Here is a 24,342-nt window from a genome sequence, read left to right as displayed (position 1 = left end):
ACCTCCTGGTAGTCGGTCGCGCTGCGGGTACCCCGGTGCACGCGCTGTCATGCCTCCCGTTTGCCTGCGCGGAGGCGGGGTAAACCGGCCCGGGTGAACACTTTCCCGGACTACACGGTGGTGATCCCGACCACCGGACGCCCCGCGCTGCGCACCCTGCTGGACACGCTCGCCGCGGCCGAAGGCCCCGGACCGGCCGAGGTGATCGTGGTCGACGACCGTCCACAAGGGACGCCGCTGGAGGCGCCCGAGGGCGTCCGGGTGCTGCGTTCGCACGGCCGGGGCCCGGCCGCCGCGCGCAATGCCGGCTGGCGGGCGGCGAAGTCCGAGTGGATCGCGTTCGTGGACGACGACGTGGTCCTCGCCGCGGACTGGCCCGCCCAGCTGGCCGCCGACCTGGCCCGGCTGCCGCCGGAAGCCGCCGCGTCGCAGGCCCGGATCGTGGTTCCGCTGCCGGACGACCGGAAACCCACTGACGACGAACGCGGCACCGCCGGGCTGGAAACGGCGCGCTGGATCACCGCGGACATGGCGTACCGGCGGGCCGCGCTGGTCGAGTCCGGCGGTTTCGACGAACGATTCCCGCGTGCCTTCCGGGAAGACTCCGACCTGGCGCTGCGCGTCGTGCTGAAAGGACACCGGATCGAGCGCGGCGAGCGGGTCACGACCCATCCAGCGCGCCGTTCGGGATTCTTCGCCAGCGTACGAGCCCAACGAGGCAACGCGGACAACGCGCGAATGCGGTACAAGCACGGCGTCCTGTGGCGGCAGCGAACCGGCGCTGGCAGCGGAATGCTGGGACGGCACGCGCTGACCGTCGCAGCAGCCGTCGCGGCGCTCGCGCCCGGGAAGCGTCGCCTCGCACTGGCGGCCTGGGCCGGATTGACCGGAGCCTTCGCCGCGCAACGCATCCGTTCCGGGCCAGCCACGCCCGGCGAGATCGCGCGCATGCTCGTGACGAGCGTGCTGATCCCGCCCGCCGCCTGCTATCACCGGCTCCGCGGGGAAATCGACGCCCGCCGTTCGCTTACGCCGCAAGCAGTGCTGTTCGACCGCGACGACACGTTGATCCACGACGTCCCTTACCTGGCGGACCCGGAGCAGGTCCGGCCGGTCGACGGAGCGGTCGACCTGGTGCGGGAGCTCCGGCGGAAGGGCGTCCGGGTCGGGGTCGTGAGCAATCAGTCCGGAGTCGCGAAAGGACTGATCGAACCGGGTCAACTGAGCGCGGTGAACGCTCGCGTGGACGAATTGTTCGGGCAGTTCGGCACCTGGCAGGTCTGCCCGCACGACGCCGGCGACGGCTGCGGCTGCCGCAAACCGTCCCCGGAACTCGTCCGGCGGGCGGCGAAGGAACTGCAGGTCGATCCCGCGCGGTGCGTCGTCATCGGCGACACCGGCGCGGACGTCGACGCGGGGCTCGCCGCCGGGGCGCGTGCCGTGCTGGTTCCGACTGCGCGCACTCTGCCCGCCGAAATCACTCGCGCCCGACGGGAAGCGCTGGTCGCGCGAGATCTCCAGGACGCGCTGCGACAGGCGGGGGTCGTCAGGTGAAGCGCGTTGTGGTGGCCCGGCAGGACAATCTCGGCGACGTCCTGCTGGCGGGCCCGGCGATCCGGGCGATCGCCGCACAGGCCGAGCACGTCACGCTCCTGGCCGGACCACATGGCGCCGCGGCCGGGGAACTGCTGCCCGGCGTCGACGAAGTACAGGTTTTCCGCGCGCCGTGGATCGACCCCGATCCGCCGCCGCTGACCCGCCCGTCCGTCGAGGCCCTCGCCGAACAGTTGACCGGTTTCGACGCGGCCTTCGTGTTCACGTCGTTTCACCAGTCGCCGTTGCCGCTCGCGCTGGTGTTGCGCATGGCCGGGGTGCCGTGGATCGGCGCGATCTGCGACGACTACCCGGGCAGCCTCCTCGACCTGCGCCACCGCGTACCGGGGGATCCGCCGGAGGCGCTGCGCATGCTGTCGCTTGCGCAAGTCGCCGGGTGTTCGCTGCCGTTCGGCGACGACGGGCGGCTCGCTGTCCGCCGTCCGCTGCCGGATGTCTCCGCGCTGACCGGAATCGGCGACTACGTCGTGGTGCACCCCACGGCCTCGGTACCGGCTCGCAGCCCCTCCCCGGTCCACAGTGGACGGATCGTGGACGCGCTGACCGAAGCGGGACACCGGGTGGTGGTGACCGGCGCGAAGCCCGAGGGGATGACCGCCGACGTCGACCTGAGCGGCCGCACGACGCTGCCCGAACTGGCCGCGGTGCTCGCCGGGGCCGAGGTCGTCGTGGCCCCGAACACCGGTCCGGCGCACCTGGCCGCCGCGGTCGGGACTCCAGTGGTGTCGCTGTTCGCGCCGGTGGTTCCCGCGGCGCGCTGGGCTCCGTTCGGGGTTCCGGCGGCCTTGCTCGGCGACCAGCACGCGCCGTGCCGCGGCAGCCGGGCCCGGACCTGTCCGGTCCCCGGACATCCGTGCCTGGACGGCATCGACCCGGCCGAAGTGGTGGCCGCGGTGGCCGAACTGGCCAAGAGACCGAGCCGGCAGGCAACCGCTTGAACCGCACAGGAAAGGAGAAGAGATGGTGGACCCAGCACCGTTGCCCGAAGAGGCCGACGGGCCGCGCACCGCGATCGTGACCGGCGCGGATTCCGGCATCGGCCGCGCGGTGGCCGTCGCGCTCGCCGGCGGGGGAGTGGACGTCGGAATCACTTGGCACACCGATAAAACCGGTGCGGAGGAGACCGCGGCCGAGGCGCGCGAGCAGGGTGTGGCCGCGCCCGTGCGGCAGCTCGACCTGACCGACCTGCCCACGGCGGCGAGCGCCGTCGACGAGCTCGCGGACGAGCTGGGCGGCGTCGACGTGCTGGTGAACTGCTCCGGGACCGGCAGCAGCGAACTCGCGATGGACATGGACTTCGACACCTGGCGCGGCGTCGTGGATGTCGATCTGCACGGCGTTTTCGTGTGCTCGCAACGCGCTGCGCGGCACATGATCGACGCCGGCCGCGGCGGCCGGATCATCACGATCACCAGCGTCCACGGACACGTGCCCCGGGTCGGAGCGGCCCCGTACTGCGCGGCGAAAGCCGGTGCCGGCGCGCTGACCCAGGTGCTCGCGCTCGAACTTGCCGAGCACGGGATCACGGTCAATTCGGTGGCTCCCGGCGAAATCTCCACGCCGATGACCGGACAGACCGACGTCGACCCGCGCGATCAGGAGCGTCCCGGAATCCCCTTGGGCCGCCCCGGACACGCCCGTGAAGTCGCCGCGGCGGTGGCTTTCCTGGCCACCCCCGCGGCGGGGTACATCACGGGCTCGTCCCTGGTCGTCGACGGCGGGCTGATTCGCATGGGCGCCCAGGCCGGGACAGTCTTCCCGGACAACCGGTGGCGTCGCCCCTAAGCCCGTTCTTCGCGGGCTGTGCTGCCGCTGAGCGCGACGACCAAGGCGACGAGCGCGGTCAGCCCGTGCAGCCAGTTGTCCGCCCAGTTGAGGTTCACCGGGTCGTCGCGTGCGGTGCTGAACGCCGTCGCCAGAATCCCGTACGCGGTCAACCCGGTGAACGCCACGAACAGGACCCAGCAGTACGCGACCGCGCCGGAAAGCTTGCGCGCGGCCAAAAGACCGAGGAGACCCAGTGCGGTGTGGACGATGTTCAGCACCGTGCTGGAACTGAACAGCCAGACGACCCGCGAGGTGTCGTGCCCGCCGTGGGCGGTTTCCGGCACGAAGAACCCGGCGACGCCCAGCACGAGGTAGACCAGCCCGAGCACGGCGACGACCGGACGGGCCCAGGAACGGGTGGTGACCGTCGGCATGGGGACTCCTTTCCGTTTCGGCCGCTGGCCGTACGCGGCTTTTTCCGTTGTCGTGCGCCAGGTTTCCGGGCTACTCCTCGCGAAGCGATTTCGCGACGGAACCGCCGGCCTCGTCCGCCTGTTCCCCCGGATCCGGGTCCGCGCGGCGCTGCGGAAGATCCTCGTCCGGAGCCGCGGCCCGGGCCGCCTCCGCGCGGGCGAGCGTCTCGTCGTCGGGCGGGTTCGGCACCGGCTGGACGTCCGGCCGCTCCTCGGCGAGCCTGCGGCCGAGCGGCTCGCCCTCGCGCGCCTCGGCGGGCGTCGGGGCCTGCTGGGCCACCGGGCTCCAGCGTTCCGGCGGTTCGACACCGGCTTCCAGCGGGTCGACCCGCAGCTCGTCCTCGTCGAGGGATTCGGACTGATCGAGCGTTTCGGGCTCGGCCGGATCGAGGTCGGGCATCATGCTCCCTTCTCGCTGCAGCGCTTTTCTGGCGGGTACCCGCCTGGAACGGGACAAAACGGCGTCAGGCGGCGGCGAGATCGCGGATCGCGGTCTGCGCCTTCTGGATTTCCTGCCCGACCAGGAGCGCGGTAAAGCGGGCGACCGAAATGCTGTGCGCCGCCGAGGCGACCGCGTCGCAGGCTTCCTGCGGGTCGTCCGAATGATGCCGGACGCGCCCGGCGAGCAAGGCGTCCTCGAGCTGGCCGCACAGATCGGGAAGGAGTTCCGAGAGGTCGTCGGCGAGGAGGCTCAGCAACCCGAGCGTCCGGTAGAGGTCCGCGGGTGATTCGTAGCCGCCGGCACCGGCTTCGCGACGGAGCCGGCGCAGCGCGGTCTGCGCCTGCTCGGCCGGTGCGGGAGACGTCGCTGAATGGTCCATGGGACGGCAGATACCCGGTGGTGGCACGGCTAACCGGACGATTGCGGACGGCCGCGCCGGGTATCCGGGAGCAATGGACGAGATCGTCGAACTGATCCGGAGGCGGGCCTGTCTCGCGGAAGCGCGCGACGCCGAACGCGCCGCGCACGCGGTGCTGCGGACGCTGTCCGAGCGGATTTCCCCGGAAGCGGCAGCAAGCCTCGCCGTGCAGCTTCCGGCCGAGCTGGCGGAAGACCTGCGCCCGGGCGGCGGCGCCGGGGAACGCTACGAGCTGGAGGACTTCGTCGGGCGGATCGCGGAGCGCGAGAACCTGACCGAGCCGGAGGCCGTGCACCGCGCCGGAGTGGTGCTGGACGTGCTGGGCCGGGAGACGGTGCAGGTGGCGGACGAGGTCTGGAACGTGCTGCCGGAACCGTTGCGGCGCCTGGCGGAGCCGGACCGGCTCGGAGCCGCCTGACGCGGCTGGCTCAGGCGTTCCGCACGCGGGGCCGGTGCGGCTGGGAGTGGCCGCCGGGTTCGGCCGGGATGTCGCGGTCCACGTGGTCGGCGTGGTGCAGCGCCTGGGCCAGGAGCCCGCGGACGTGCTCGTCGGCGGCGGAGTAGTACACGAACGTCCCCTCGCGACGGCCCTTCACCAGGCCCGCGAGCCGGAGCTTGGCCAGGTGCTGGCTGACCGCGGTCGGCGCGGCCCCGGCCAGTTCGGCGAGGCAGGCGACCGACGATTCTCCCTGCAGGAGCGCCCACAGCACCTTGATCCGGGTCGGGTCGGAGAGCAGGCGGAAGCTTTCCGCGGCCAGGTGGACCTGCTCGTCGGAAGGCATGTCGAAGTCCGGCAGGGAGGTGTGCATGCCCCGATGCTACCGGGCCTGGTCGACTATCTGCGCATCTGCGCAGGTATGCTGGAATGAGGCCGGTGCGTTCGCCCGGTTCGCGAGAGGTTTCGAGCATCCGGGAGTGTGCTGATGACTGAGCCGCGTCGGGATCGTCCGCGGGCCGCGGACGGTCGCGGTCCTGCGCATGGGCAGGACGCCGGGGCGGGCGACGGGCACGGGCATGGTCCCGGCGCGTCCGGCCCTGGTCACGGCCACGGCCACGGGCATGGCCATGGGCACGGTCATGGGCATGGCCACGCTGAGCCCGCGACCTGGCGGGACCGTGTCAAGCACTTCTTCACCCCGCACAGCCACGACAGCGCCGACCGCCTCGACACCGCCCTGGAAACCAGCCAGCGCGGCATCCGGGCGCTGATCTGGTCGTTCGCCGCCCTGTTCGGCACCGCCGTCATCCAGCTGGCGCTGGTCGCGGTCACCGGCTCGGTAGCCCTCCTGGGCGACACCATCCACAACTTCGCGGACGCTCTCACCGCCCTGCCGCTCGGCATCGCTTTCGCGCTCGGCCGTCGTGCCGCGACCCGCCGCTACACCTACGGCCTGGGCCGCGCCGAAGACCTGGCCGGCGTCGTCGTGGTGCTGATCATCGCCGGATCGGCCGCGCTGGCCGCGTACGAAGCGATCGACCGCCTGCTGCACCCGCACCCCGTGCAACAGCTCTGGGTGCTCGCCGCGGCGGGTGTGGTCGGGTTCGCCGGAAACGAACTCGTCGCCCGGTACCGCATCACCGTCGGCCGCGAAATCGGCTCCGCCGCCTTGGTCGCGGACGGCTTGCACGCCCGCACCGACGGCTTCACCTCGCTGGCAGTGGTGCTGGGCGCGATCGGCGTCGCCCTCGGTTTCCCGGCCGCTGACCCGGTGATCGGGCTGTTGATCACTGTTGCGATCCTGTTCGTCCTGCGCGACGCGGCCAAGGAAGTCTTCCGGCGGCTGATGGACGCCGTCGACCCGGCGACCGTCGAACTGGCCGAGGAGACGGCCGCGGCGGTGCCCGGGGTGGAGGGCGTCCGCGAGGTTCGGATGCGCTGGATCGGCCACAGCCTGCGCGCCGAACTCGCCGTCCAGGTGGCCAACACCCTCACCGTGGTGCAGGCGCACGAACTGGCGCACAGCCTGGAGCACCAGCTGATCACCACAGTGCCCCGCCTGACCGCGGCGGCGGTCCACGTCGAACCGGCGATCGGGGCGGAGACCGCGCATATCTCGTGATTGCTGTGGACGAGCGAGATCACAGCGGTGCCTGCAGGGTGACTTCGAACGGGGAGAACCCGCTTCTGCGATAGAAACGAATGGCGGATTCGTTTGCCGAATACGCTGTGACGCTGGCTTGCTGTGCACCGGATTCCCTGGCCCACGCGAAGAATTCCTCCGTCAAGGCCGTCGCGACACCGGTTTCGCGGTGTGCGGGGTCGACGCGCAGGCTCTCCAGCACGCCGACCACTGTCCCCGGCCGGAGCGGGTCGGCGCGGCGGATCCGGCCGATCAGGTGGCCGATCGCGGAGCCCGCGGCCGGAAGCGCCAGAAGGCACAGCGAATCCTCGCGGCGCACGAGATCCGCGAAGTAAGCAAAGCCTTCGCGGCGCGGCCAGGAGAGATCCAGCGACGGATCCCGCCGCCCGCCGTCCTCGGCGAAGAGAGCTGCCGCCGAGGCGACGAGCTGCGGTACGTGCCGCGAGGTGGCCCTTGCGGTCCGTGAAGGGCTCCTTGAGGGAATTAGATTCCCTCAAGGGGCCCTTCACGGACCGCCCGCGACTCAACCGCTACGCCGACCAGACCCGTTCCCCGCCGACCCACGTTTCCCGTACCCGCACCCGATCCAGCGTTTCCGGATCGGTCTCGAACGGATCCTCCGCCAGCACCGCGAAATCGGCCAGGAAACCCGGCGCGAGCTGCCCCTTGGTCGTCTCCTCGCCCGACGCGTAAGCCGATCCCGTCGTGTACACGCCCAGCGCCGCCTTGACGCTGATCCGCTGCGAAGGCCCGAACAACTCCCCGTCCGGAGCCCGGCGCGTCACGCAACTGCGCAGCGCGTACAGCGGCGGGAACGGCCCGCACGGATGGTCGGACGAACCGGCGACGGCGACCCCGGCGTCGAGCATCGACCGGTGGGCGAACATCCGCTCGACGCGCTCCGCCCCGTAGTACTGGGTCAGCTTGTCGCCGTGCGCGGCGGCGTAGTTCGCGAACGGCACCGCGACCATGCCGTGGTCGCGCATCCGCTTCAGGATCTCGTCGTCGATGATCGAACAGTGTTCGATGCGGTGTCGCGGATCCTGCCTGGGCTTGGCGGCCTGCGCCTGGTCGACGGCGTCCAGGACACGACGGATCGCGCGGTCGCCGTTGGCGTGCACGCAGACTCGCCATCCGGCGTCGTGCACGTGCCGCACCGTATCGGCCAGTTCGGCGGCGCTGACGCGCTCCAAGCCGTAGCTGTCGGTGCCTTCGATGGGCTGTTCGACCAGACAGGTCCCGCCGTTGACGGCACCGTCGGCGAAAGTCTTGACCCCACCTAGGCGCAACCGCGTTTCCGGGGTGATCGGCTCTTCCGGGAGGGCGCGGAAGTAGTCGAAGTGGTCGTAGGCGGCCAGCGCGTTCACCCGGAGCGTGAGCTGGTTCTGGTCGGCAAGATGGCGGAGCACCTGCCATTCGGTGCGGCCGACCAGGGCGTCGCCGACCGAGGTGATGCCCGCCGCGTGCAGGTCGGCGGCGTGCCGGGTGAAGGCGGCGGCCAGGACCTCGGTGGGCGGGTCCCGCACGATCGTCGGGCGCGGGGTGAAGGCGGGAAAAGCCAGGTCGTAAAGGGCTTGGTCGTGGATGACGCCGTCGAGGCGCCCGGCGGCGTCCCGGCCCAGGTGACCGCCGGGCGGCGGCTCGCTGGAGTCGGTGAGGCCGGCGAGGGCGAGGCCGGGGGAGTTGAGGACGCCGGCGTGCAGTGTCACGTGCACGACCAGGACGGGGTGGTCCGGGCAGGCTTCGTCCAGTTCGGCGCGGGTGAGTTCGCGGCCGCCGTTGCTGCGGAACGAGTCGTAGCCGCAGCCGATGACCCATTCGCCGGACGGCGTCGCGGCGGCTCGCTCGCGCAGGGCCGCGGCGAGGTCGGCGGTCGAGCGGATCCGGGACGGCGAGAGGTCGACCTGCAAGGATTGCGCGGCGACGACCGTCGGGTGCTGGTGGGCGTCGTTGAAACCCGGGATGACAGTGGCGTCGCCGAAATCGTGCACTTCGGCCGAGGGGAACTCGCCGCGCAGGTCGGCGACGGTGCCGTGCGCGACGACCCGTTCGCCGCGCATCGCGAACGCCGGAGGTTCGGCGCCGGTCATGGTCACGATCCGCCGGGCGGTGACGATCTGCGCGGATTCCGGTGCGGACACGGGGTTGCCTCCAGGTTCGACGGCTGGCCGGGCGGCACTGTGTCCACAAAGGACGGTGTGGCTGCAGTGCCGCACCGCCGAGTCTAGGGGCGGCGGGGACCTGGCCGCATCGTCGAAGCGGGTTGCGGCAATCGGGTGATCTCGGTCCCACCCGGGTGAACTCCGGAATGAGAATCGGCCGTGCGGCGGTGTATACGCTGGAAGCACAGGGCACCAGGCCCGGCTCCCGCGGCGGCAGGAGGCTCGCATGTCCGGCATCGGTGCGGCGCGGGCCGCGCTCAGGGCCGCGGCGCAGCCGTGGGAGATCCAGGTCGGCCGCGACCTCGCCGACCGGCTCGACACCAAACCGCCCTCCCGCTGGTCCCGTCCGGGCGCGGCGGCGGAGGACCTCGCGGATCTGGTCGGCCCGGGCGAGGTGGTCCTGGCCCCGTCGGCGACCCGTCCGTCGGACGACGGCGTGGTGTGGACTCCGGAGCAGGCGCTGGGCGCGGGCGCCCGCGGGGTGGCGCTGTGGGTCGACGACCTGCCGTACCCGCGCATCGTCGGCGCGATCCCGTACCCGGAGCTGATCGCGGTCGAGCACGCGATGACCGGGAAGCATGCGTGCCTGGTGCTAACCGGTGTCCGGACGACTCTGGTTTTCCGCTACCGCTCGTGGGCGTGGCCCGCGGTGGCCGACCTCGTGACGCACGTGCGGTCGCGCGCGCACCGGCCCGGCGCGGCGGAACCAGCCCACGCGGGCCCGCCGTCGCTCGGCTGGGACCGGCTCCCGGCTTCGCCGCTGGTGGCCCTCGGACATCACCGGCACGCGCGCTACCTCGGCGCGGAACCGGAACTGCCGCGGCGCTGGCTGTGGCAGCAATCCCGCCCGGCCGCCTTCGTCGTGCTGACGCGGCAGGAACTGGTCGTGGTCCAGCATGTCCTGGGCCGGCGGCCGTTGACGCACGGGGTGCAGCTGCTGGCGGTGGCCCGCAACCGGATCACCGGCCTTGCCCGGCGGGGCGACCGGCTGCGCATCGCCGCCTCGGGGCGCCGGTACGAGGTGGACCTCGGCGCCGAACTGGCGGACGAAGCGCGGTCGAGGTTCGGGCCGATGCTGCGCGCGGACGGGCGGCGAGTGGTGCGGAGGGCGTCGAAGGCCGCTCCGCAGGCGTGACCGGCGCGGAACGCCTACTCCGGCGCGTGGTCTTCTGGTACGCAAGCGGGCTATGCGCGGCAACCGACCTATTTCGACTTCTCGATCTCGCGGCGCTCGCTGAGCGGCCGACCGGCAGGAGCTTCCTCAGCTCTCCTTCGCGGCAGTCTTCCGCAGTTTCCGGCGCACGAGCGGCCAGAACGCCGCGATCACGGCGAGCGACACGAGGCTCGTCCACACCTGGGTGCGGGCGGAGTCGTCGGTCAGCAGCATGACCACGATGATCCCCACGACGCCGGCGACCGTCAGGATGCCGAGCCACGGATGCAGCCACATCTTGAGCTTGAGCCCGGCGCGTTCCTCCGGCGTCATGGTGTGCCGCATCCGCATCTGGGTGAACGCGATGAACGAGTACACGAACAGCGCGACCAGACCGGCGGAGTTCATGATGAAGTCGAAGATGCCGGAGTCCGGTGCGACGAAGTTGACGAGGACCGCGACATACCCGCCGATCGTGCACGCGGCGACCGCCACCACCGGCACGCCGGACTTGTTCTTCCTCGCCACCACGCGCGGGGCGAGCCGTTTTTCGGCGAGCGCGGAGAACATCCGCCCGGCGGAATAGAGTCCGGAATTGAGCACCGAACACGCGGCGGTGAGCACGACGGCGTTCATCACCAGACCGGCGCCCGGCAGTCCGAACAACGTGAAGGCGTGCGCGAACGGGCCCTCCTGTTTGGGATTCGGCAGCTGGTTCCACGGGACGATGGTGACGATCAGCAGGACCCCGCCGACGAAGAAGAGCAGGATCCGCCAGATCACCGTGACGACGGCCTGCCGCACGCCCTTGGCCGGGTCCTCCGATTCGGCCGCGGCCATCACCGCGATCTCGGTGCCGAAATAGGAGAAGATCACGATCGCGACGCCGCTGAGCACCGGCCACCAGCCGTTCGGCGCGAACCCGCCGTGCTGCCAGAGGTTCGGGATCGAGAAGCTCGCCTTCGGCCAGAGCCCGAACGCGAACAGCGTGCCGACCGCGAGGAACACGATGATCGCGGCGACCTTGATGCTCGCCAGCCAGTACTCGACCTCGCCGAACGACCGCGCGGACACCAGGTTCGTGGTGGTGAAGAAAAGCAGCAGCACCACCGAAAACACCCACTGCGGCACGTCCGGGAACCAGCCGCCGAGCACCGACCCGCCGACGACCGCCTCGAACGCGATCACGCCGATCCAGTAGTACCAGTACAGCCAGCCGACGAGATACCCCGCCCACTCGCCGAGCCCGACCCGGGCGTACTCCATGAACGACCCGATCGCCGGACGCGCCGCGGCCATCTCGCCGAGCATCCGCATCGCGAGGAAGACGAGCAGCCCGCCGATCAGATAGGAAATGACCGCCGCCGGCCCGACGGCGCGCACGACGTTCCCCGAACCGACGAAAAGGCTCGCCCCGATGATCCCGCCGAGGGCGATCATCGTGATGTGCCGGGAACGCAGCTTCTTGGGATCGGCGGCCGCTCCGCCTGGGCTGTCCGCGCTTCCCTGGCTTCCCTGGCCCTGCTCGGTCATCCGGTCAGCCATCGATCGCTCTTCCTCTCGCTCGGCCGTTCCGCCCCGTCCGACAACGATGTCGGAACCGGCCGCGGAGCCAGGCCGCGGCCGCCGGGTCCGTCGAGGTTAGGGGCGGGAAGGGGCGGATGCCGGGCGGGGCGTAGTCGATCATCCGAATGGAGCAGCGATCTTGCTTGCCCGGTGCGGTTTTCCGGTTCACGTGCAGGTGCGGACGAAGACGGCGACGGCGGGTGCGGGTTCGATGCTGCGGTAGAGCAAGTGGAAGTCGGTGGTGAGCCCGGGTTCGGTCAGCGGGCGGTACACGACGTCCGGCACCCCGGCCTGCTCGACGCCCGCCGGGACGACCGCCAGACCCGCCTTCGCGGCGACCAGCGCGAGCACGCTCAGCGTGCTGTCGGCGCGAAACCGAGCCGGCGAACCCGGCAGATTCGGCCGGTGGCCAAGCAATCCCCGGGGCGCGAGATCGTCGTCTCCGGTGATGTACTCGACCAGTTCCTCGCCCGCGATCTGCTCGGCGGTGAGCATCCGGTGACCGGCCAGCCGGTGCCCGGCGGGCAGTGCGACCAGGAACGACACCGAACTGGCCGGGGTCGAGGCCAGGCGGGGTTCGTCGGCCGGGGCCGGGAGCGCGCTGAAACCGACGTCCAGTTCGCCCGCGAGGATCGCGGCGCGCTGCGCCTGCGGCCCGGCTTCCCGGAGTTCGATCCGGACGAGCGGGCGTGCCTGGTGGAACTCGCCGATCAGGCCGGTGAGGAGACCGCCGAAGACCGCGGCGCCCGCCACTCCGATTCGCACGCTTCCGGTGTCCCCGCGGATGGCTGACCGCGCGGTGTCCCGTGCTCGTTCGGCCTGGGCCAGCACCTGCCGGGCCTCGATCAGGAACGCTTCGCCCGCCGGGGTCAGCCGGGGCCGCCCGCCGCGGTCGAACAGCGGTCCGCCGAGTTCGTGTTCGAGGTCGCGGATCTGCATGCTCAACGTGGGCTGGACGACGTGCAGCCGCCGCGCGGCCGCGCTGAACCCGCCCTCCTCGGCGACCGCGACGAAGTAGCGCAGGTGCCGCAGTTCCATCCCGGCTCCTATCAGCAGTACTGATCGTTGGATCAGAAACGATGCCTTGAGCCTATCGCTGCCCGGGGCCACTGTGGAGGTGCAGACCCACGAAGAGGAGCAGCGATGCGGATTGTCACGCTCGAGGAACACTGGTCCGATCCGGCGGTGACCGCTGCCGGTATGCCGAGCATGCTCGACCACGTGCCCGGCTACGCGGCTGCGTTCGACCAGAGCACCGGAATGCCCTACCCGCAACGCCCGGAACTGCTGGAGGACCTCGGTTCCGCCCGGATCGCCGACATGGACCGCAACGGCATCACCACCCAGGTCCTCTCTCTGATCAACACCTTTCTGCCCGCGGACGTCGCGCCGGAACTGACCGCCTCGGCCAACGACGCCATGTTCGAGGCGGTCAAGGCGTTTCCTGGCCGGTTCGCCGCGTTCGCCGCCCTCCCGACGGCCGTGCCCGGCGCCGCTGCCGGCGAATTGCGCCGGTGTGTCCGCGAACTGGGCTTCGTCGGCACCATGATCATGGGGCGCACCGACGACGAATTCCTCGACCAGCCGCGCTTCGATCCGATCCTGCGCGCCGCGAGCGACCTGTCCGTGCCGATCTACCTGCACCCGGGCCCGCCGCCGGCACCGGTGAGCGACGCCAACTACGCCGCCGGGCTGTCGCCCGCGGTGTCGGGGGCCATGCGGCTCGCCGCGTGGGGGTGGCACCAGGAAACGGCCGTGCACTTCCTGCACCTGGTGCTCACCGGGGTGCTCGACCGCTACCCGGAACTGCAGTTCGTCCTCGGCCACTGGGGCGAGTTCGTCCCGTTCTACCTCGACCGGCTGGACGAGACGATGCCGCGGCGGATGACCGGGCTCGACCGGACCTTCCGCGAATACTTCCGCGACAACGTGTTCATCACTCCCAGCGGCATGTTCAGCCAAGCCCAGCTGCGGTACTGCGTGGACACCGTCGGCGCCGACCGGATCATCCATTCCGTGGATTTCCCGATGCTGAGCAACGAGGGCGCCGCGGCGTTCCTCACCGAATCGCATCTTTCCGCCGAGGACCAGGAAAAGATCGCCCACGGCAATGCCGACCGGCTGCTGGGCCTGACCGCGGTGTGACTCAGGTTTGATCGCGGGTCAGTCCGGCGGCCCGGGGCTGGGTTGTCGTCCTCACCGGCTTGTGGACTCGGTCAGCTGAGGATCGCTCGGTCATTTCGACGGAACTTTCGTCCTTTGTGGACGGTCAGAAGGGCCGCGCCGCTTGAGTTCCGGCATGGGAATCAGTGCCCCTCGGAGATATCTCGTCAGCGGGCGGATCAGCTCGGCGAGTCGGGACGGAGGAGGCGGATTCCTTGTGCGGTGGTGCGGTAGAGGACCGCGCGGCCGGACCGTCGTCCGGCGACCAGGCCGCTGTCGCGCAGGACCCGGAGGTGTTGCGAAACCGCGCTCGGCGAAACGTCCAGGGCTTCGGCGAGGTCGGTGGTCGTGGCGGGGGAGCGCAGCGTCTCCAGCAGTTCGGCGCGACGTCGGCCCAGGAGGCGGACCGCGTGTTCGACCGGGCGGCGCTCCGCGACGGTCCACAATGCACCGCTGCCTCGGGCCGGGTAGCGGATCGTGGTCTGGGTGGTGGTGTGCAGCTTGATCATCACCCACGGCGGGCCCAGCACGACCGGGGAGAGCACCAGCCCGCCGGCGGGCCGCCCGGGCGAGCGACGGTGATCGCCGTCGAGGGTGAGGCGGCCGTCCTGCCAGTTCATTCCGGGGTGCAGGTCGGCGAACAGGTGGCCGGCGCCGCCGTCGGCCCATTGTTTGGCGCGGTAGGCGATGTCGGCGTCGAGGACGGCGCGTAACCGGCTCCAGTGCGGGGCGATCAGACGGTCGTGCGCCTGACGGAGTTCGGCGGCGACGGCGCGGAGCCCGGCCTCGGGGTCGGCGGCGAGCGCCCGGGCCGGTGCGGGGAGGCGGTCGCCGAACACGCCGCGCAGGCTGCGCCGGATCTCGCTCGCGGTGGTCCGGCACATCGCGGCGAGCGCCTCGTCGATCGTGCTCGCCGCGCGGGCCGGGGCGGGCAGCAGGAACTGCGGCCAGCTGGTCCGGCCGGTGACGAGCAACGGCCAGGTCCACGACAGGTCCACCGGACGGACGGCGAGTTCGTGCTCGGCCCAGCGGGTCCAGCGTCCGTGGCGCGTCCGGCCCCAGCATCCGGCCAGGGTCTGCAGGCCGGAGACGGTTTCGGACAGCGGCGAGACGGCGAGCCTGGTGCCGGCCAGGTCGCTGGTGCTCAGTCGGAGGGTCAGCGGCACCTCGCGATTATGCGGCAGCGGACGGGGGTCTAGGGAGTTGGCGGGCTTGCCGGAGGGGCGGATGGCGGCTGCTTGCCTTCGTCGGACGCGGGTGCGGGCTGGTCGTGAATCAAGTCGAACGCTTTTTGCCGCAAGGAAAACGGGCGACCATCGGCACCGCGTCCCGCGGCTGATCACTCCTCCGGTGCCTGGTGCGCAGCGGATGGGGGCGGTGGAAGCGGCGGGCAGGCCAGACGAGTGGTTGCCGTGGTTATGAGCCTGTTGTGCGGCGGGGAGCGGCCTTCCGCGGGGCGAGGTGGTGGTTCTCGCTCACGCGGGCCCGCCGAACCACCGGGCGAGGTGACGGTTCAGCTCCTGCTGGTCCTCGCCGATCCAGGCGACGTATCCGTCCGGGCGGAGCAGGAGTGCCGGAGCGTCCAGGGCCGCGGCGGAGTCCGGGAGGAGGTCGACCCGGTCTGCCCAGCCCGCGACGTTCAGCCGTTCGGTGCGGTCGAGCACCAGGCCGCGGCCCTGGTGCAGGCGGTCGTAGAGGCGGCCCTGCCTCAGGTCGAGGTCGGGCAGACGGCGGCCGAGCAGGTCGGGGCCTTCGCCGAAGTCGTAGCGGAGGTCGATCGCGGTGATTTTCCCGATCAGGCGGCGGTTGACCTCGTCGATGTCCATCAGTTCGGCGAGCAGCCCGCGCACCGCTCGCGGTCCCGCTTCAGTGGAGGACAGCTCCATTTGGGCACGGGTGTTGTCGAGGACGTCCGCCGCGACCGGGCGGCGTTCGGTCTGATAAGTGTCGAGCAAGGTGTCCGGGGCCCAGCCTCGAACTTGCGCGGCCAGCTTCCAGCCGAGGTTGAACGCGTCCTGAACGCCCAGGTTGAGGCCCTGCCCGCCGGTGGGCGGGTGGATGTGCGCGGCGTCGCCGGCCAGCAGCACCCGGTCGACCCGGTACCGTTCGGCCAGCCGGGTGGCGTCGCCGAAGCGCGACAGCCAGCGCGGGGAGTGCACGCCGAAATCGGTTCCGGCGACGGCGCGCAGCCGTTCTTGGAAGTCCTCGAGCACGGGCGGTTCGGCGCTGATCCCCGCGGCCGGGACGACGACGCGATAGACCCCTTCTTCGACCGGCCCCAGCATGAAGCGCTTGTTGGTGGCGCGGACCTCGGCCACCTTCGCCGCGATCTCTTCTTGCGGCGCGGTCGCGGCCATTTCGCCCATCAGGGTCTCGGTCCGCGAGGGTTCGCCGGGGAAGCCGACGCCGAGCAGTTTGCGCACTGTGCTGCGCGCGCCGTCGCAGCCGACGAGGTACTTCGACCGCACCCGTTCGCCGTCGGTCAGCTCGACGGTCACTCCGTCTTCGTCCTGCTCGAAGCCGGCGACCGCGCAGCCGTGCCGGACCTGGGCGCCCAGCCCGATCGCGTGGTCCTCGAGCATCCGGACGACGACCGGCTGCGGGATGCCCAGCAGGTACGCCGAATCGAGCTCCTTGGGCGCGGGTTTGGCGATGCCCGCGAAGATGCCGCCGACCGGACGCTGTCGTCCGCGTTCGAGGATGCGCGGCAGCAGCCCCCGCATCGCGAGCAGTTCGAGGCTGCGGATATGCAGGCTGACGATGCGGGCGAGCGGGACAGGCTCGGTTTCCTTTTCGAGGACGAGCACCTGCACGCCGTGGAGCCGGAGCTCAGCCGCCAGCGTCGCGCCGGTCGGGCCGCATCCGGCGATGATTACGTCGATCATGAAGCATCCGTTCGGTCGGCTGCGGCGCGTGTGGCGGCCGTTGCGGGCTTGGCCGCCTGCCCCACCGCGGTGAGTCGGGCCGCGACGGCAGGGGACGCGTCGGACTGGTTCCGGATGTGCGCAGGACTGGGCATCGGCCGATCAGTCTGCGGCACCCGGCACGGTGCGGCAAGCGAAATACCGGACAGCTCGGCCACGACCCTGGCGAAACCTTCGATGTAGCTCCAGTCTACATGGTAGCGAACACCTGTTCGAGTCGGGAACGCTTCCGGGCATGAAACGACGCGACGCCAAACTCCCGGCCGCGTACTGGCGGTTGTGGTGGGCATCGGCGGTGGACAACGTGGGCGACGGGGTCTTCTCGGCCGCTGTGCCCCTGCTGACCGTCACCCTCACCCGTGATCCGGTGCTGGTCTCCGTCGTCTCGGCGGCGACCTACCTTCCGTGGCTGCTGCTCTCCTTGCCCGCGGGCGCGGTCGTGGACCGGCGCGACCGGGTCGGTCTGCTGTGGCGGTCGCAGGCTCTTCAGGCGGCGATCGTCGCGGCGGCGGCGGTGCTGATCGGGCTGGGGCGGATCGACATCGCGGCGCTGGCGCTCATGGGATTCGGGCTCAGCGCGTGCGAGGTCGTGTTCGCCAACGCGTCGCTCGCGGTCTTGCCGGACCTCGTTTCCGAGACGCACCTGCACCGGGCGAACGGCAGTCAATACGCGATCGCCAACGCTGGGCAGTTGTTCGTCGGGCCGCCGATCGGCAGCCTGCTCTTCGCCGTGGCGGCGGCTTTGCCGTTCGGGGTGGACGCCACCTCGTTCGTGGTGTCCGCCGCATTGCTCGCGACGCTGCCTCGTCGTCCGTTGCCGCAGATCGCGCACCCGCCGATTCGGGTCGCGGTGGCGGAAGGGGTGCGCTGGCTCGGGCGGCACCGGCTGTTGCGCACGTTGGCCGGGCTCCTGGCAGTGAACACGTTCTGCTATCAGCTCGGCAACGTCACGGTCGTGCTGCTCGCGACGCAGACCCTGCATGTCAGCGAGCGCGGTTACGGCGTGCTGCTCGCGGGGGCCGCGGTCGGCAGTGTGCTCGGTGGGATGGTCAACGCGCGGGTCGTGGCGAAAATCGGGGCGCTGCGGGCGTTGCTGACCGCGTTGATCGCCAACGTGGTGATCTTCGTGCTCATCGGCGCCAGTCCGAACGCGGTCGTTCTTGGGCTCCTGCTGGGGTTGAACGGATTCGCCACCACGCTGTGGAGCGTCGTCACGGTCAGCCTGCGGCAGCAGGCGGTGCCGACGGAACTGCGCGGGCGGGTGCACAGCGTCTACCGGATGCTGGGCTGGGGATTGATGCCGCTGGGATCGCTGGCCGGCGGGCTGGTCGCGGACGCGTTCGGCATCCGGGCGGCGTATCCGGTGGCTGGTGCGGTGCGGGGGATCGCGTTGGCCGCCGCGCTGCCCGTGCTTCTTTCCGCGATGCGCGCCAGGAGGTCCGCGGAGTGACCCGGAATGACTGTCCTTAGTGGACACAAGGGCGGGCCGCGCCGGATGCGGGCACTGCCGCGGATGTCATCTACCCCCGGTTGGACGTCGCCGTGGAGCAACGTGTGCTGGTGAATCTGCTGGGTCGCGCACCGCGCGGTCTTTCTCGGCCTAGGGCGCGAACGGGCGGCGCTCATCGCGTCGCTGGCGTTCGACGCGTCCTGGGAACCGAGACCGGCCATGATCGACGGCTTCGGTGCGTGCGGCCCCGGCGGTCATTGCGGGTGACAGTGTTGGGCGTGGTCGGTCTGAATCTGTTCTTTTCCGCTTGGCGGCGACATTGCGCCCGGGCCTCGCGGCGCGGCGGGAATCGGTCCGTGAAGGGCTCGTTGAGGGAGTCTGAATCCGGGAAGGGGCCCCTCGCGATCCGAGGATCCGTGAGGGGCCCCTTCACCGCTGCGGGATGGCGAAATGGACCGCGGAACGCGGGGATTTACGGCAGAACCAGCCCGTAAGCGCTCAATGCGGCGGGAACCGGCTGGAAGAACGTTTCTCCGCCGGACGTGCAGTCTCCGCTGCCGCCCGAGGTGAGGCCCAGTGCGGTGGATCCGTCGAACAGCGAGCCGCCGCTGTCGCCGGGTTCTGCGCAGACTGTGGTGTCGATCAGGCCGTTCACTGCGCCTTCCTGGTAGTTCACCGTGGCGTTGAGCGCGGTGACCTGGCCGTCGTGCACGCCGGTCGTCGAGCCGCTGCGGGTGACGGTTTCGCCGACGGTGGCGTCGCCCGCGGCGGTGATCTGCTGGCCGGTGTTGATGGCGCTCGGGGCGTCGACGCCGGCGTCGTAGGTGGCGTACGAGTAGTCAGTGCCGGGGAAGTCAGCGGCGGACGTGGTGGCGATGTGCTGCGAGTTGCTCTGGTCGGCCCACCAGTCGTTGGTGGCGACGCCGCAGTGGCCGGCGGTCAGGATCGCGGCCTGGCCGCTCGAGGTGTGCACGTTGAAGCCCAGCGAGCAGCGCAGTCCCTGGCCCCAGATCGCGTCGCCGCCGCTGATCAACGGGCGCAGTTTGCCTTTCGTCCGGGCGAAACGGGCTTTGTCGCCGAAGCGGTGCACGGCGTTGGTCACCTGGGAGAGTTTGGCGCCGGTGACCGTCGAATCGGCGGTGACGAGGACCTGTCCGGTCCGCGGGTCGACGCGCCAGGCGGTGCCGGGGACGCTGGCCGTGCGGGCCAGTTCCGCGGTGACGGCTTTCAGTTGGGACGCGCGGTATTTCACGAACTTCGGCGTCGCGCCGGCCGCGCGGACCTGGTCGGCGGCGGCCTGGTCGGTGACGGTGACTGTCAGCCGCGAACCGGACTGGTCGTAGAACGAGCCGACGGTGCGGTCGCCGAGCGATTTCGCGAGGCTGGCGGACACGGCGGTCGCGGCTCGCGCGTTCAGCGGCGCCGTCGAGGGCTGGGCAGCCGCGACGCCCGAGGCGGCGAAAACTGATCCAGCGGCCAGAACCGCCGCGGCGAAGGCGATACCGCCGCGCCCGCCGTGTCTTTGACTGAGTGCTGAGATCATGCACATCTCCGTTTCTTGCGAATAGGACGATGGCGCGCCGCGGTCAGCGAATGCGGGCGCAATTCGCAGTTTAGGGACGCCGGTCGCCCTCCTATACCCACGAAAGTCGCGAATCCCGTTCGGTTTCGCTGTTCAGCGGCGACTTCCGTCCGCTGAACGGAAGTCGTTCTCCCGCACCGGATCCGTTGGCTGCCAGGTGAACCGTGCGGACGCTCATTCCGCGTTCGGTTCATCCCGGTAATCGAAGTTCGTGCCGCCTCGCACGGTTCGGCGTCCGGACGTGTCCCTCCTTTCGACGGTGTTCGGACTCCGGCGGCCCTGGGACTCTGTGGTTTCCGTCGCGGGCCCGGCGCCCGCGAAGCCGTCCCGGCCGTATCCCCGGCCGAACTCCCCTCCCGCGATTCGCGGGATTGGCTGCTATGGAAGGGAAAGCGATGCGGAAAACAATGCTGGTGCTGATGGGCGCGGCCGCCCTGCTGTTCGGGGCCGCCGCACCGGCGGTCGCGGCGCAGCCGGCCATCATCGGCGGCAGCGACGCCACCGAAACCTACTCGTTCATGGTGTCCCTGGACAACGGCTGCGGCGGAAGTCTCGTCGCGCCCCAGTGGATCATCACCGCGCACCACTGCGGTGAGGCCTCGCAGGCGCGGATCGGGTCCACCGACATCAACTCGGGCGAGGTCGGCCAGATCGACAACGTGATCACCAACCCGGGCACCGATCTCACCATGATGCACCTGAGCCAGCCCGCGCAGTCCGCACCGGTCGCGATGGCGCAGAGCAACCCGGCTCCGGGAACGAGCGCGCGGCTGCTCGGCTGGGGATGCACGAGCTGGCCGAACTGCCAAACGCCGCAAACCCTGCAGCAGATCGATCTTCAGGTGCTCGACAGCAGCGCGTGCGCGGAGGGCGGCGGCGGTGCGGGCGACGTCTGCATCTCCGGCGACTACGCGCATTCGGCGTGCCACGGCGATTCGGGCGGCCCGGCGATCGTCGGCACCACCGGGAACTGGACGCTGGTAGGCGAAACCCACGGCCCCGGCGACAACGGCGGCGAATGCGCGACCACCACCCTCTACACCGGCATCGCCCAGTACCAGTCGTGGATCCAGCAGCAGATCGGAAGCTGACCCCTGTCCGGAAAACCTCGCGCGGAGAGGAAAAACCATGATCCTGCAACGCTTTGGGCGACTGGCCGCGGGCGCTGCCGTCGCGTTGACGCTGCCGCTGACCGGAGCCGGCACGGCGTCGGCCGCACCGCTGGACGCGGTCGAGCTGTACTACGACGCCAGCGGTTTGCCCGACTATCAGGCCGAGGCCACCCAGGCCGCGGCGAACTGGAACAGTTCGGTGCACAACGTGCACCTCAACAGCGGCGGCGCCGCGACCATCATCATGCACGAAACCACCGGCGGCGGTTCCTACACGCAGACCGACGGGCACGGGACCGGAGACATCTACATCGACACCCAGCAGGTCGCCGAGGGCAACGACCCGACGCGGATCATCGCCCACGAGATCGGCCACAACCTCGGCCTGCCCGACCACTACGAGGGTCCCTGCTCGGAGCTGATGTCCGGCCACGGCCCGGGGATCACGTGCAAGAACGCGATGCCCGACGCTCAGGAAGCCGCACAGGTGGACGCGAACTTCGCCAACGGCTTCGCGACGGTTCGCTTGCCTGACAAGCACATCTATCGTTGAGACGCCGACGTTCGCCGGAAGCGCACGGCTTCCGGCGAACGTCGGGCGTCGCTCACGCGCGGGCGACCTCGACGTGGTCGAGGATCCCGAGCGCGTCCGGCACGAGAACCGCGACGGAGTGATAGGCACTGACCACATAGGACGACACAGCGCGGTCGTTGATGCCCATGAACCGAACATTCAGCCCCGGCCGGTATTCGTCGGCGAGGGATTTCGGCCGCAATCCGATGACGCCCGCGTCGTCCTCCCCGGTGCGCATCGCGAGCACCGAGGTGGTGCCCGCCTCGGTGACCGGGATTTTGTCGCACGGCAGGATCGGGACCCCGCGCCACGCGGTGACGCGTTTCCCGTCCACCACGACCGGCTCCGGATAAATGCCCGCCTTCGTGCATTCGCGGCCGATCGCGGCGATGGCCCGCGGATGCGCGAGGAACAAGCGCGTTTTGCGCCGTCGGGAGAGCAGTTCGTCCAGATCGCCCGGCGTCGGAGGACCGGTGCGCGTGGTGATCCGGGATTTGAGATCGGCATTGTGCAGCAGGCCGAAATCCGGGTTGTTGACCAGCTCGTGTTCCTGCCGTTCCCGCAGCGCTTCCACGGTGAGCCGCAATTGCTGCTCGAACTGGTTCATCGGGTCGTTGTACAGATCGGTGACGCGGTTGTGCACCCGCAGGACCGTTTGCGCCACCGCGAGGTCGTACTCGCGCGGCGAGGGTTCGTAGTCGACGTACGTTCCGGCGATGACCGGTTCGCCGTCGTGGCCCGCGGACAGTTCGATGTTCGCTTCGCCCTTGCGGTTCTGTGGTTTCCGCGGCCGGGAAGCGGCCTGCGCGACGTGCGCGCGCAGGGAATCGATCCTGCCGTTGAGCCGGGCGTACGAGCCGGCGGGCAGCACGAGCGCGACCACCCTGGTCGCGGCGCGCGCGGTGAAACCCCAGGTGGCGTCGTCCCGGGAGAGGAGTTCGCCGCCGAAATGATCGCCGTCCGTGGAGGTGCCCAGGTGAGTTTCCGCGCAGTAGTGCCCCTGGGCGTGCCGGGTGACCTTGCCGTGCACGACGAGCACGAGCTGGTCCAGGGGTTCGCCGGCGGTGACGAGCGTGCTGCCCTTCTCGTACTCGCGCTGTTCGAATGCGTCGGCCAGCGCGCCGAGCGCCGCTTCGTCGGAGAACCCGCGCAGCAGTTCGATTTCGGTGAGTTCCAGAGGGACGGCCTGGACCCGCGTTCCGGTCTGGAAGAAACTCACTTTGCCGTCGCCGACGGTGTAGGTGAGCCGCCGGTTGACCCGGTAGCTGCCGCCGGGCACCTCGACCCACGGCAGCTGCGACAGCAGCCACCGCGGGGTGATCGAGCGCATCTGGGGCAGCGATTTGGTGGTCGTGGCGAGGGTGCGGGCCGCCCTGACTCCGAGGGAAAGCTGCTCCTGTTGTTCCGTGACCGGCACCGGGCTCAGCCCTCCCGGCCGATTTCGGCGGCTTCCAGCACGGCGAGCGCGTCGGGCACGAGGACGGCGGCGGAATAGTAGGCCGACACCAGGTAGGACAGGATGGCCTGCTCGTTGATGCCCATGAACCGCACGTTGAGGCCGGGCTGGTATTCGTCGGGCAGTCCGGTCTGGTGCAGCCCGACGACGCCCTGGGATTCCTCGCCGGTCCGCATCAGCAGCACCGAGCTGGTGCGGGTCTCGGTGACCGGGATCTTGTTGCACGGCAGGATCGGCACCCCGCGCCACGAGGGCACCTGGTGGCCGCCGAGGTCGACCGAACCGGGGTAGATCCCGGCCTTGCTGCATTCCCGTCCGAACGCGGCGATCGTCTTCGGGTGCGCGAGGAAGAACGCGGGGTCCTTCCACACCAGCGAGAGCAGCTCGTCGAAATCGTCCGGCGTCGGCGGGCCGGTGCGGGTGGGCACCCGCTGGTCGAAGTCGGCGTTGTTCAGCAGGCCGAAATCGGGGTTGTTGACCAGCTCGTGCTCTTGCCGTTCCCGCAGCGCCTCGACGGTGAGCCGCAACTGCTGCTCGGTCTGGTTCATCGGCTCGCTGTAGAGGTCGGCGACCCGGCTGTGGACCCGAAGCACGGTCTGCGCGACGCTCAGCTCGTACTCGCGCGGGGAAGTGTCGTAGTCGACGAAGGTTCCCGGCAGCCGCGGTTCGCCGTCGTGCCCGGCGGCGAGAGCGATCTCGGCCTCGCCGTGTTCGTTGCGGGCCGTGTCTCCGCTCGCGACGAAGGCGTCCAGGTGCGCGCGCAGCGTTTCCGAGCGGTTCAGCACTCCTTCGAACTCCTGGCGCGACAACGTCAGCACGGTCGCGGAGGTGACCGCCTTGGCGGTGAACTCCCAGATCCCGTCCGGAGTGGTGAGTACGTTCTCGCCGAAGTAACTGCCGTCCAGGAGCGTGCCGAGCACGGTCTGGTCGCCGAAGTGCCCGACACCCGCTTTCGTGATCTTGCCGTGCGCGACGAGGAACACCTGGTCGGCGGGGCTGCCGAATTCGGCCAGCACGTCGCCCGGCTGGTATTCCCGCTGCTGGAACCTCCCGGCGAGCTCCTCCAGCACCGCCTCGTCGTCGAATCCGCGCAGCGGCGCGAGCTCCCCGAGCTCGGGCGGGATGACCCGGCACTCGGAGCCGCTCGTCACGAAGGTGACCCGGCCGTCGCCGACGGTGTAGCTCAGCCGCCGGTTGACGCGGTACGTCCCCGCCGACACCTCGACCCACGGCAGCACCTTCAGCAGCCACCGCGAGCTGATGCTCTGCATCTGCGGCACGGACTTCGTGGTCGTGGCCAGCTGCCGCGCCGCCGCGCGGCCTAGGCTCAAGGGTTCCTGGTCTTCCACGTCCGCGGAGTCGACCGGATCGGTGACAGTCACAGCGAAACCACCTTGTCTTCGGT

At 70.4% G+C, this 24,342-nt stretch carries 23 protein-coding genes; 10 read left to right on the top strand and 13 right to left on the bottom strand.

Translation table 11 applies throughout. The features are described 5' to 3' along the window. The first annotated feature begins 93 nt into the window (after positions 1 to 93). From H5411_RS05960 to H5411_RS05950, 3 genes are read left to right on the top strand one after another with little or no spacing between them, the layout of a single operon-like run. Positions 94 to 1,554, top strand: coding sequence for an HAD-IIIA family hydrolase (locus H5411_RS05960; protein ID WP_183123169.1), 1,461 nt, complete (start codon positions 94 to 96; stop codon positions 1,552 to 1,554). Then, on the top strand, positions 1,551 to 2,552 hold the full coding sequence (locus H5411_RS05955; RefSeq protein ID WP_101439636.1) for a glycosyltransferase family 9 protein: 1,002 nt from the start codon (positions 1,551 to 1,553) through the stop codon (positions 2,550 to 2,552). The genes H5411_RS05960 and H5411_RS05955 overlap by 4 nt, the downstream gene beginning before the upstream one ends. Positions 2,553 to 2,574: 22 nt before the next feature. After that, positions 2,575 to 3,399 carry an SDR family oxidoreductase gene (locus H5411_RS05950; RefSeq protein ID WP_101439637.1) on the top strand — a complete coding sequence of 275 codons (825 nt, stop codon included), beginning with the start codon at positions 2,575 to 2,577 and terminating at the stop codon, positions 3,397 to 3,399. Here the strand turns inward: H5411_RS05950 and H5411_RS05945 are convergent. The 3 genes from H5411_RS05945 to H5411_RS05935 all read right to left on the bottom strand — a co-directional run bounded on the left by H5411_RS05945 (position 3,396) and on the right by H5411_RS05935 (position 4,675). Then, positions 3,396 to 3,815: a DUF4383 domain-containing protein gene (locus H5411_RS05945; protein ID WP_101439638.1), complete on the bottom strand. Its 420-nt coding sequence runs from the start codon at positions 3,813 to 3,815 to the stop codon at positions 3,396 to 3,398. The two genes, H5411_RS05950 and H5411_RS05945, sit on opposite strands and share 4 nt — an antisense overlap. Before the next feature lie 70 nt (positions 3,816 to 3,885). After that, on the bottom strand, positions 3,886 to 4,257 hold the full coding sequence (locus H5411_RS05940; RefSeq protein ID WP_312877726.1) for a hypothetical protein: 372 nt from the start codon (positions 4,255 to 4,257) through the stop codon (positions 3,886 to 3,888). 61 nt (positions 4,258 to 4,318) lie between these two features. Continuing rightward, positions 4,319 to 4,675: a hypothetical protein gene (locus tag H5411_RS05935; RefSeq protein ID WP_101439639.1), complete on the bottom strand. Its 357-nt coding sequence runs from the start codon at positions 4,673 to 4,675 to the stop codon at positions 4,319 to 4,321. Positions 4,676 to 4,748: 73 nt separating this feature from the next. Between H5411_RS05935 and H5411_RS05930 the strand changes: the two genes are divergently transcribed. Further along, on the top strand, positions 4,749 to 5,132 hold the full coding sequence (locus tag H5411_RS05930) for a DUF2267 domain-containing protein (protein WP_158242557.1): 384 nt from the start codon (positions 4,749 to 4,751) through the stop codon (positions 5,130 to 5,132). Positions 5,133 to 5,142: 10 nt separating this feature from the next. On the opposite strand, the gene H5411_RS05925 is transcribed toward H5411_RS05930, so the two are convergent. Continuing rightward, positions 5,143 to 5,523, bottom strand: a complete 381-nt coding sequence (locus H5411_RS05925; RefSeq protein WP_101439641.1) for an ArsR/SmtB family transcription factor — start codon at positions 5,521 to 5,523, stop codon at positions 5,143 to 5,145. Positions 5,524 to 5,637: 114 nt separating this feature from the next. Between H5411_RS05925 and H5411_RS05920 the strand changes: the two genes are divergently transcribed. After that, positions 5,638 to 6,774, top strand: coding sequence for a cation diffusion facilitator family transporter (locus H5411_RS05920; protein WP_101439642.1), 1,137 nt, complete (start codon positions 5,638 to 5,640; stop codon positions 6,772 to 6,774). Positions 6,775 to 6,793: 19 nt separating this feature from the next. Here the strand turns inward: H5411_RS05920 and H5411_RS05915 are convergent, their stop codons facing one another. Together H5411_RS05915 and H5411_RS05910 are read right to left on the bottom strand one after the other, a co-directional pair. Next, a complete protein-coding gene (locus tag H5411_RS05915; RefSeq protein ID WP_220816587.1) occupies positions 6,794 to 7,165 on the bottom strand; it encodes a GNAT family N-acetyltransferase in 372 nt (123 codons plus the stop codon). A 160-nt stretch (positions 7,166 to 7,325) separates the two neighbouring features. Further along, positions 7,326 to 8,936, bottom strand: coding sequence for an amidohydrolase (locus H5411_RS05910; protein WP_208637532.1), 1,611 nt, complete (start codon positions 8,934 to 8,936; stop codon positions 7,326 to 7,328). Positions 8,937 to 9,183: 247 nt separating this feature from the next. On the opposite strand from H5411_RS05910, the gene H5411_RS05905 reads away from it, so the two are divergent. Next, a complete protein-coding gene (locus H5411_RS05905; protein ID WP_101439645.1) occupies positions 9,184 to 10,092 on the top strand; it encodes a hypothetical protein in 909 nt (302 codons plus the stop codon). A 126-nt stretch (positions 10,093 to 10,218) separates the two neighbouring features. On the opposite strand, the gene H5411_RS05900 is transcribed toward H5411_RS05905, so the two are convergent. After that, positions 10,219 to 11,655: an amino acid permease gene (locus H5411_RS05900; RefSeq protein WP_101439646.1), complete on the bottom strand. Its 1,437-nt coding sequence runs from the start codon at positions 11,653 to 11,655 to the stop codon at positions 10,219 to 10,221. A 186-nt stretch (positions 11,656 to 11,841) separates the two neighbouring features. Next, a complete protein-coding gene (locus tag H5411_RS05895) occupies positions 11,842 to 12,714 on the bottom strand; it encodes a LysR family transcriptional regulator (protein WP_101439647.1) in 873 nt (290 codons plus the stop codon). Between the two features lie 105 nt (positions 12,715 to 12,819). Between H5411_RS05895 and H5411_RS05890 the strand changes: the two genes are divergently transcribed. Continuing rightward, positions 12,820 to 13,821, top strand: a complete 1,002-nt coding sequence (locus H5411_RS05890; RefSeq protein WP_101439648.1) for an amidohydrolase family protein — start codon at positions 12,820 to 12,822, stop codon at positions 13,819 to 13,821. Between the two features lie 197 nt (positions 13,822 to 14,018). On the opposite strand, the gene H5411_RS05885 is transcribed toward H5411_RS05890, so the two are convergent. Together H5411_RS05885 and H5411_RS05880 are read right to left on the bottom strand one after the other, a co-directional pair. Further along, positions 14,019 to 15,005 carry an ArsR/SmtB family transcription factor gene (locus tag H5411_RS05885; protein WP_183123168.1) on the bottom strand — a complete coding sequence of 329 codons (987 nt, stop codon included), beginning with the start codon at positions 15,003 to 15,005 and terminating at the stop codon, positions 14,019 to 14,021. A 309-nt stretch (positions 15,006 to 15,314) separates the two neighbouring features. Next, positions 15,315 to 16,724 carry an FAD-dependent monooxygenase gene (locus H5411_RS05880; RefSeq protein WP_101439649.1) on the bottom strand — a complete coding sequence of 470 codons (1,410 nt, stop codon included), beginning with the start codon at positions 16,722 to 16,724 and terminating at the stop codon, positions 15,315 to 15,317. Positions 16,725 to 16,998: 274 nt separating this feature from the next. On the opposite strand from H5411_RS05880, the gene H5411_RS05875 reads away from it, so the two are divergent. Beyond that, on the top strand, positions 16,999 to 18,213 hold the full coding sequence (locus tag H5411_RS05875; RefSeq protein ID WP_101439650.1) for an MFS transporter: 1,215 nt from the start codon (positions 16,999 to 17,001) through the stop codon (positions 18,211 to 18,213). A gap of 472 nt (positions 18,214 to 18,685) precedes the next feature. Here H5411_RS05875 and H5411_RS05870 read toward each other — a convergent pair whose 3' ends face one another. Continuing rightward, positions 18,686 to 19,756 (bottom strand): S1 family peptidase, encoded by a 1,071-nt coding sequence (locus H5411_RS05870; RefSeq protein ID WP_244194853.1) that lies wholly within the window; start codon positions 19,754 to 19,756, stop codon positions 18,686 to 18,688. Between the two features lie 434 nt (positions 19,757 to 20,190). On the opposite strand from H5411_RS05870, the gene H5411_RS05865 reads away from it, so the two are divergent. Further along, on the top strand, positions 20,191 to 20,886 hold the full coding sequence (locus H5411_RS05865; protein ID WP_208637533.1) for a S1 family peptidase: 696 nt from the start codon (positions 20,191 to 20,193) through the stop codon (positions 20,884 to 20,886). A gap of 37 nt (positions 20,887 to 20,923) precedes the next feature. Continuing rightward, a complete protein-coding gene (locus H5411_RS05860) occupies positions 20,924 to 21,460 on the top strand; it encodes a snapalysin family zinc-dependent metalloprotease (protein ID WP_101439653.1) in 537 nt (178 codons plus the stop codon). A 52-nt stretch (positions 21,461 to 21,512) separates the two neighbouring features. Here the strand turns inward: H5411_RS05860 and H5411_RS05855 are convergent, their stop codons facing one another. Both H5411_RS05855 and H5411_RS05850 read right to left on the bottom strand, forming a co-directional pair. Continuing rightward, on the bottom strand, positions 21,513 to 22,907 hold the full coding sequence (locus tag H5411_RS05855) for a family 2B encapsulin nanocompartment shell protein (RefSeq protein ID WP_101441295.1): 1,395 nt from the start codon (positions 22,905 to 22,907) through the stop codon (positions 21,513 to 21,515). Beyond that, positions 22,904 to 24,319 (bottom strand): family 2B encapsulin nanocompartment shell protein, encoded by a 1,416-nt coding sequence (locus tag H5411_RS05850; protein WP_183123167.1) that lies wholly within the window; start codon positions 24,317 to 24,319, stop codon positions 22,904 to 22,906. Before H5411_RS05850 ends, H5411_RS05855 begins: the two co-directional genes overlap by 4 nt. Between the last annotated feature and the right edge of the window lie 23 nt (positions 24,320 to 24,342).

The organism is Amycolatopsis echigonensis, assembly GCF_014174495.1.
GTDB classification, from domain to species: Bacteria; Actinomycetota; Actinomycetes; order Mycobacteriales; family Pseudonocardiaceae; genus Amycolatopsis; species Amycolatopsis echigonensis.
The sequence above is the reverse complement of the archived record's forward strand: the minus strand, read 5'-3'. Positions and strand labels throughout refer to the sequence as shown.

What these genes read in the sequence shown, in the direction of transcription:
- H5411_RS05950 (WP_101439637.1), top strand. Translation starts at nt 2,575, where the DNA reads ATGGTGGACCCAGCACCGTTGCCCGAAGAGGCCGACGGGCCGCGCACC.
- H5411_RS05945 (WP_101439638.1), bottom strand. Translation starts at nt 3,815, where the DNA reads ATGCCGACGGTCACCACCCGTTCCTGGGCCCGTCCGGTCGTCGCCGTG.
- H5411_RS05940 (WP_312877726.1), bottom strand. Translation starts at nt 4,257, where the DNA reads ATGATGCCCGACCTCGATCCGGCCGAGCCCGAAACGCTCGATCAGTCC.
- H5411_RS05935 (WP_101439639.1), bottom strand. Translation starts at nt 4,675, where the DNA reads ATGGACCATTCAGCGACGTCTCCCGCACCGGCCGAGCAGGCGCAGACC.
- H5411_RS05930 (WP_158242557.1), top strand. Translation starts at nt 4,749, where the DNA reads ATGGACGAGATCGTCGAACTGATCCGGAGGCGGGCCTGTCTCGCGGAA.
- H5411_RS05925 (WP_101439641.1), bottom strand. Translation starts at nt 5,523, where the DNA reads ATGCACACCTCCCTGCCGGACTTCGACATGCCTTCCGACGAGCAGGTC.
- H5411_RS05920 (WP_101439642.1), top strand. Translation starts at nt 5,638, where the DNA reads ATGACTGAGCCGCGTCGGGATCGTCCGCGGGCCGCGGACGGTCGCGGT.
- H5411_RS05905 (WP_101439645.1), top strand. Translation starts at nt 9,184, where the DNA reads ATGTCCGGCATCGGTGCGGCGCGGGCCGCGCTCAGGGCCGCGGCGCAG.
- H5411_RS05900 (WP_101439646.1), bottom strand. Translation starts at nt 11,655, where the DNA reads ATGGCTGACCGGATGACCGAGCAGGGCCAGGGAAGCCAGGGAAGCGCG.
- H5411_RS05895 (WP_101439647.1), bottom strand. Translation starts at nt 12,714, where the DNA reads ATGGAACTGCGGCACCTGCGCTACTTCGTCGCGGTCGCCGAGGAGGGC.
- H5411_RS05890 (WP_101439648.1), top strand. Translation starts at nt 12,820, where the DNA reads ATGCGGATTGTCACGCTCGAGGAACACTGGTCCGATCCGGCGGTGACC.
- H5411_RS05880 (WP_101439649.1), bottom strand. Translation starts at nt 16,724, where the DNA reads ATGATCGACGTAATCATCGCCGGATGCGGCCCGACCGGCGCGACGCTG.
- H5411_RS05875 (WP_101439650.1), top strand. Translation starts at nt 16,999, where the DNA reads ATGAAACGACGCGACGCCAAACTCCCGGCCGCGTACTGGCGGTTGTGG.
- H5411_RS05870 (WP_244194853.1), bottom strand. Translation starts at nt 19,756, where the DNA reads ATGATCTCAGCACTCAGTCAAAGACACGGCGGGCGCGGCGGTATCGCC.
- H5411_RS05865 (WP_208637533.1), top strand. Translation starts at nt 20,191, where the DNA reads ATGCGGAAAACAATGCTGGTGCTGATGGGCGCGGCCGCCCTGCTGTTC.
- H5411_RS05860 (WP_101439653.1), top strand. Translation starts at nt 20,924, where the DNA reads ATGATCCTGCAACGCTTTGGGCGACTGGCCGCGGGCGCTGCCGTCGCG.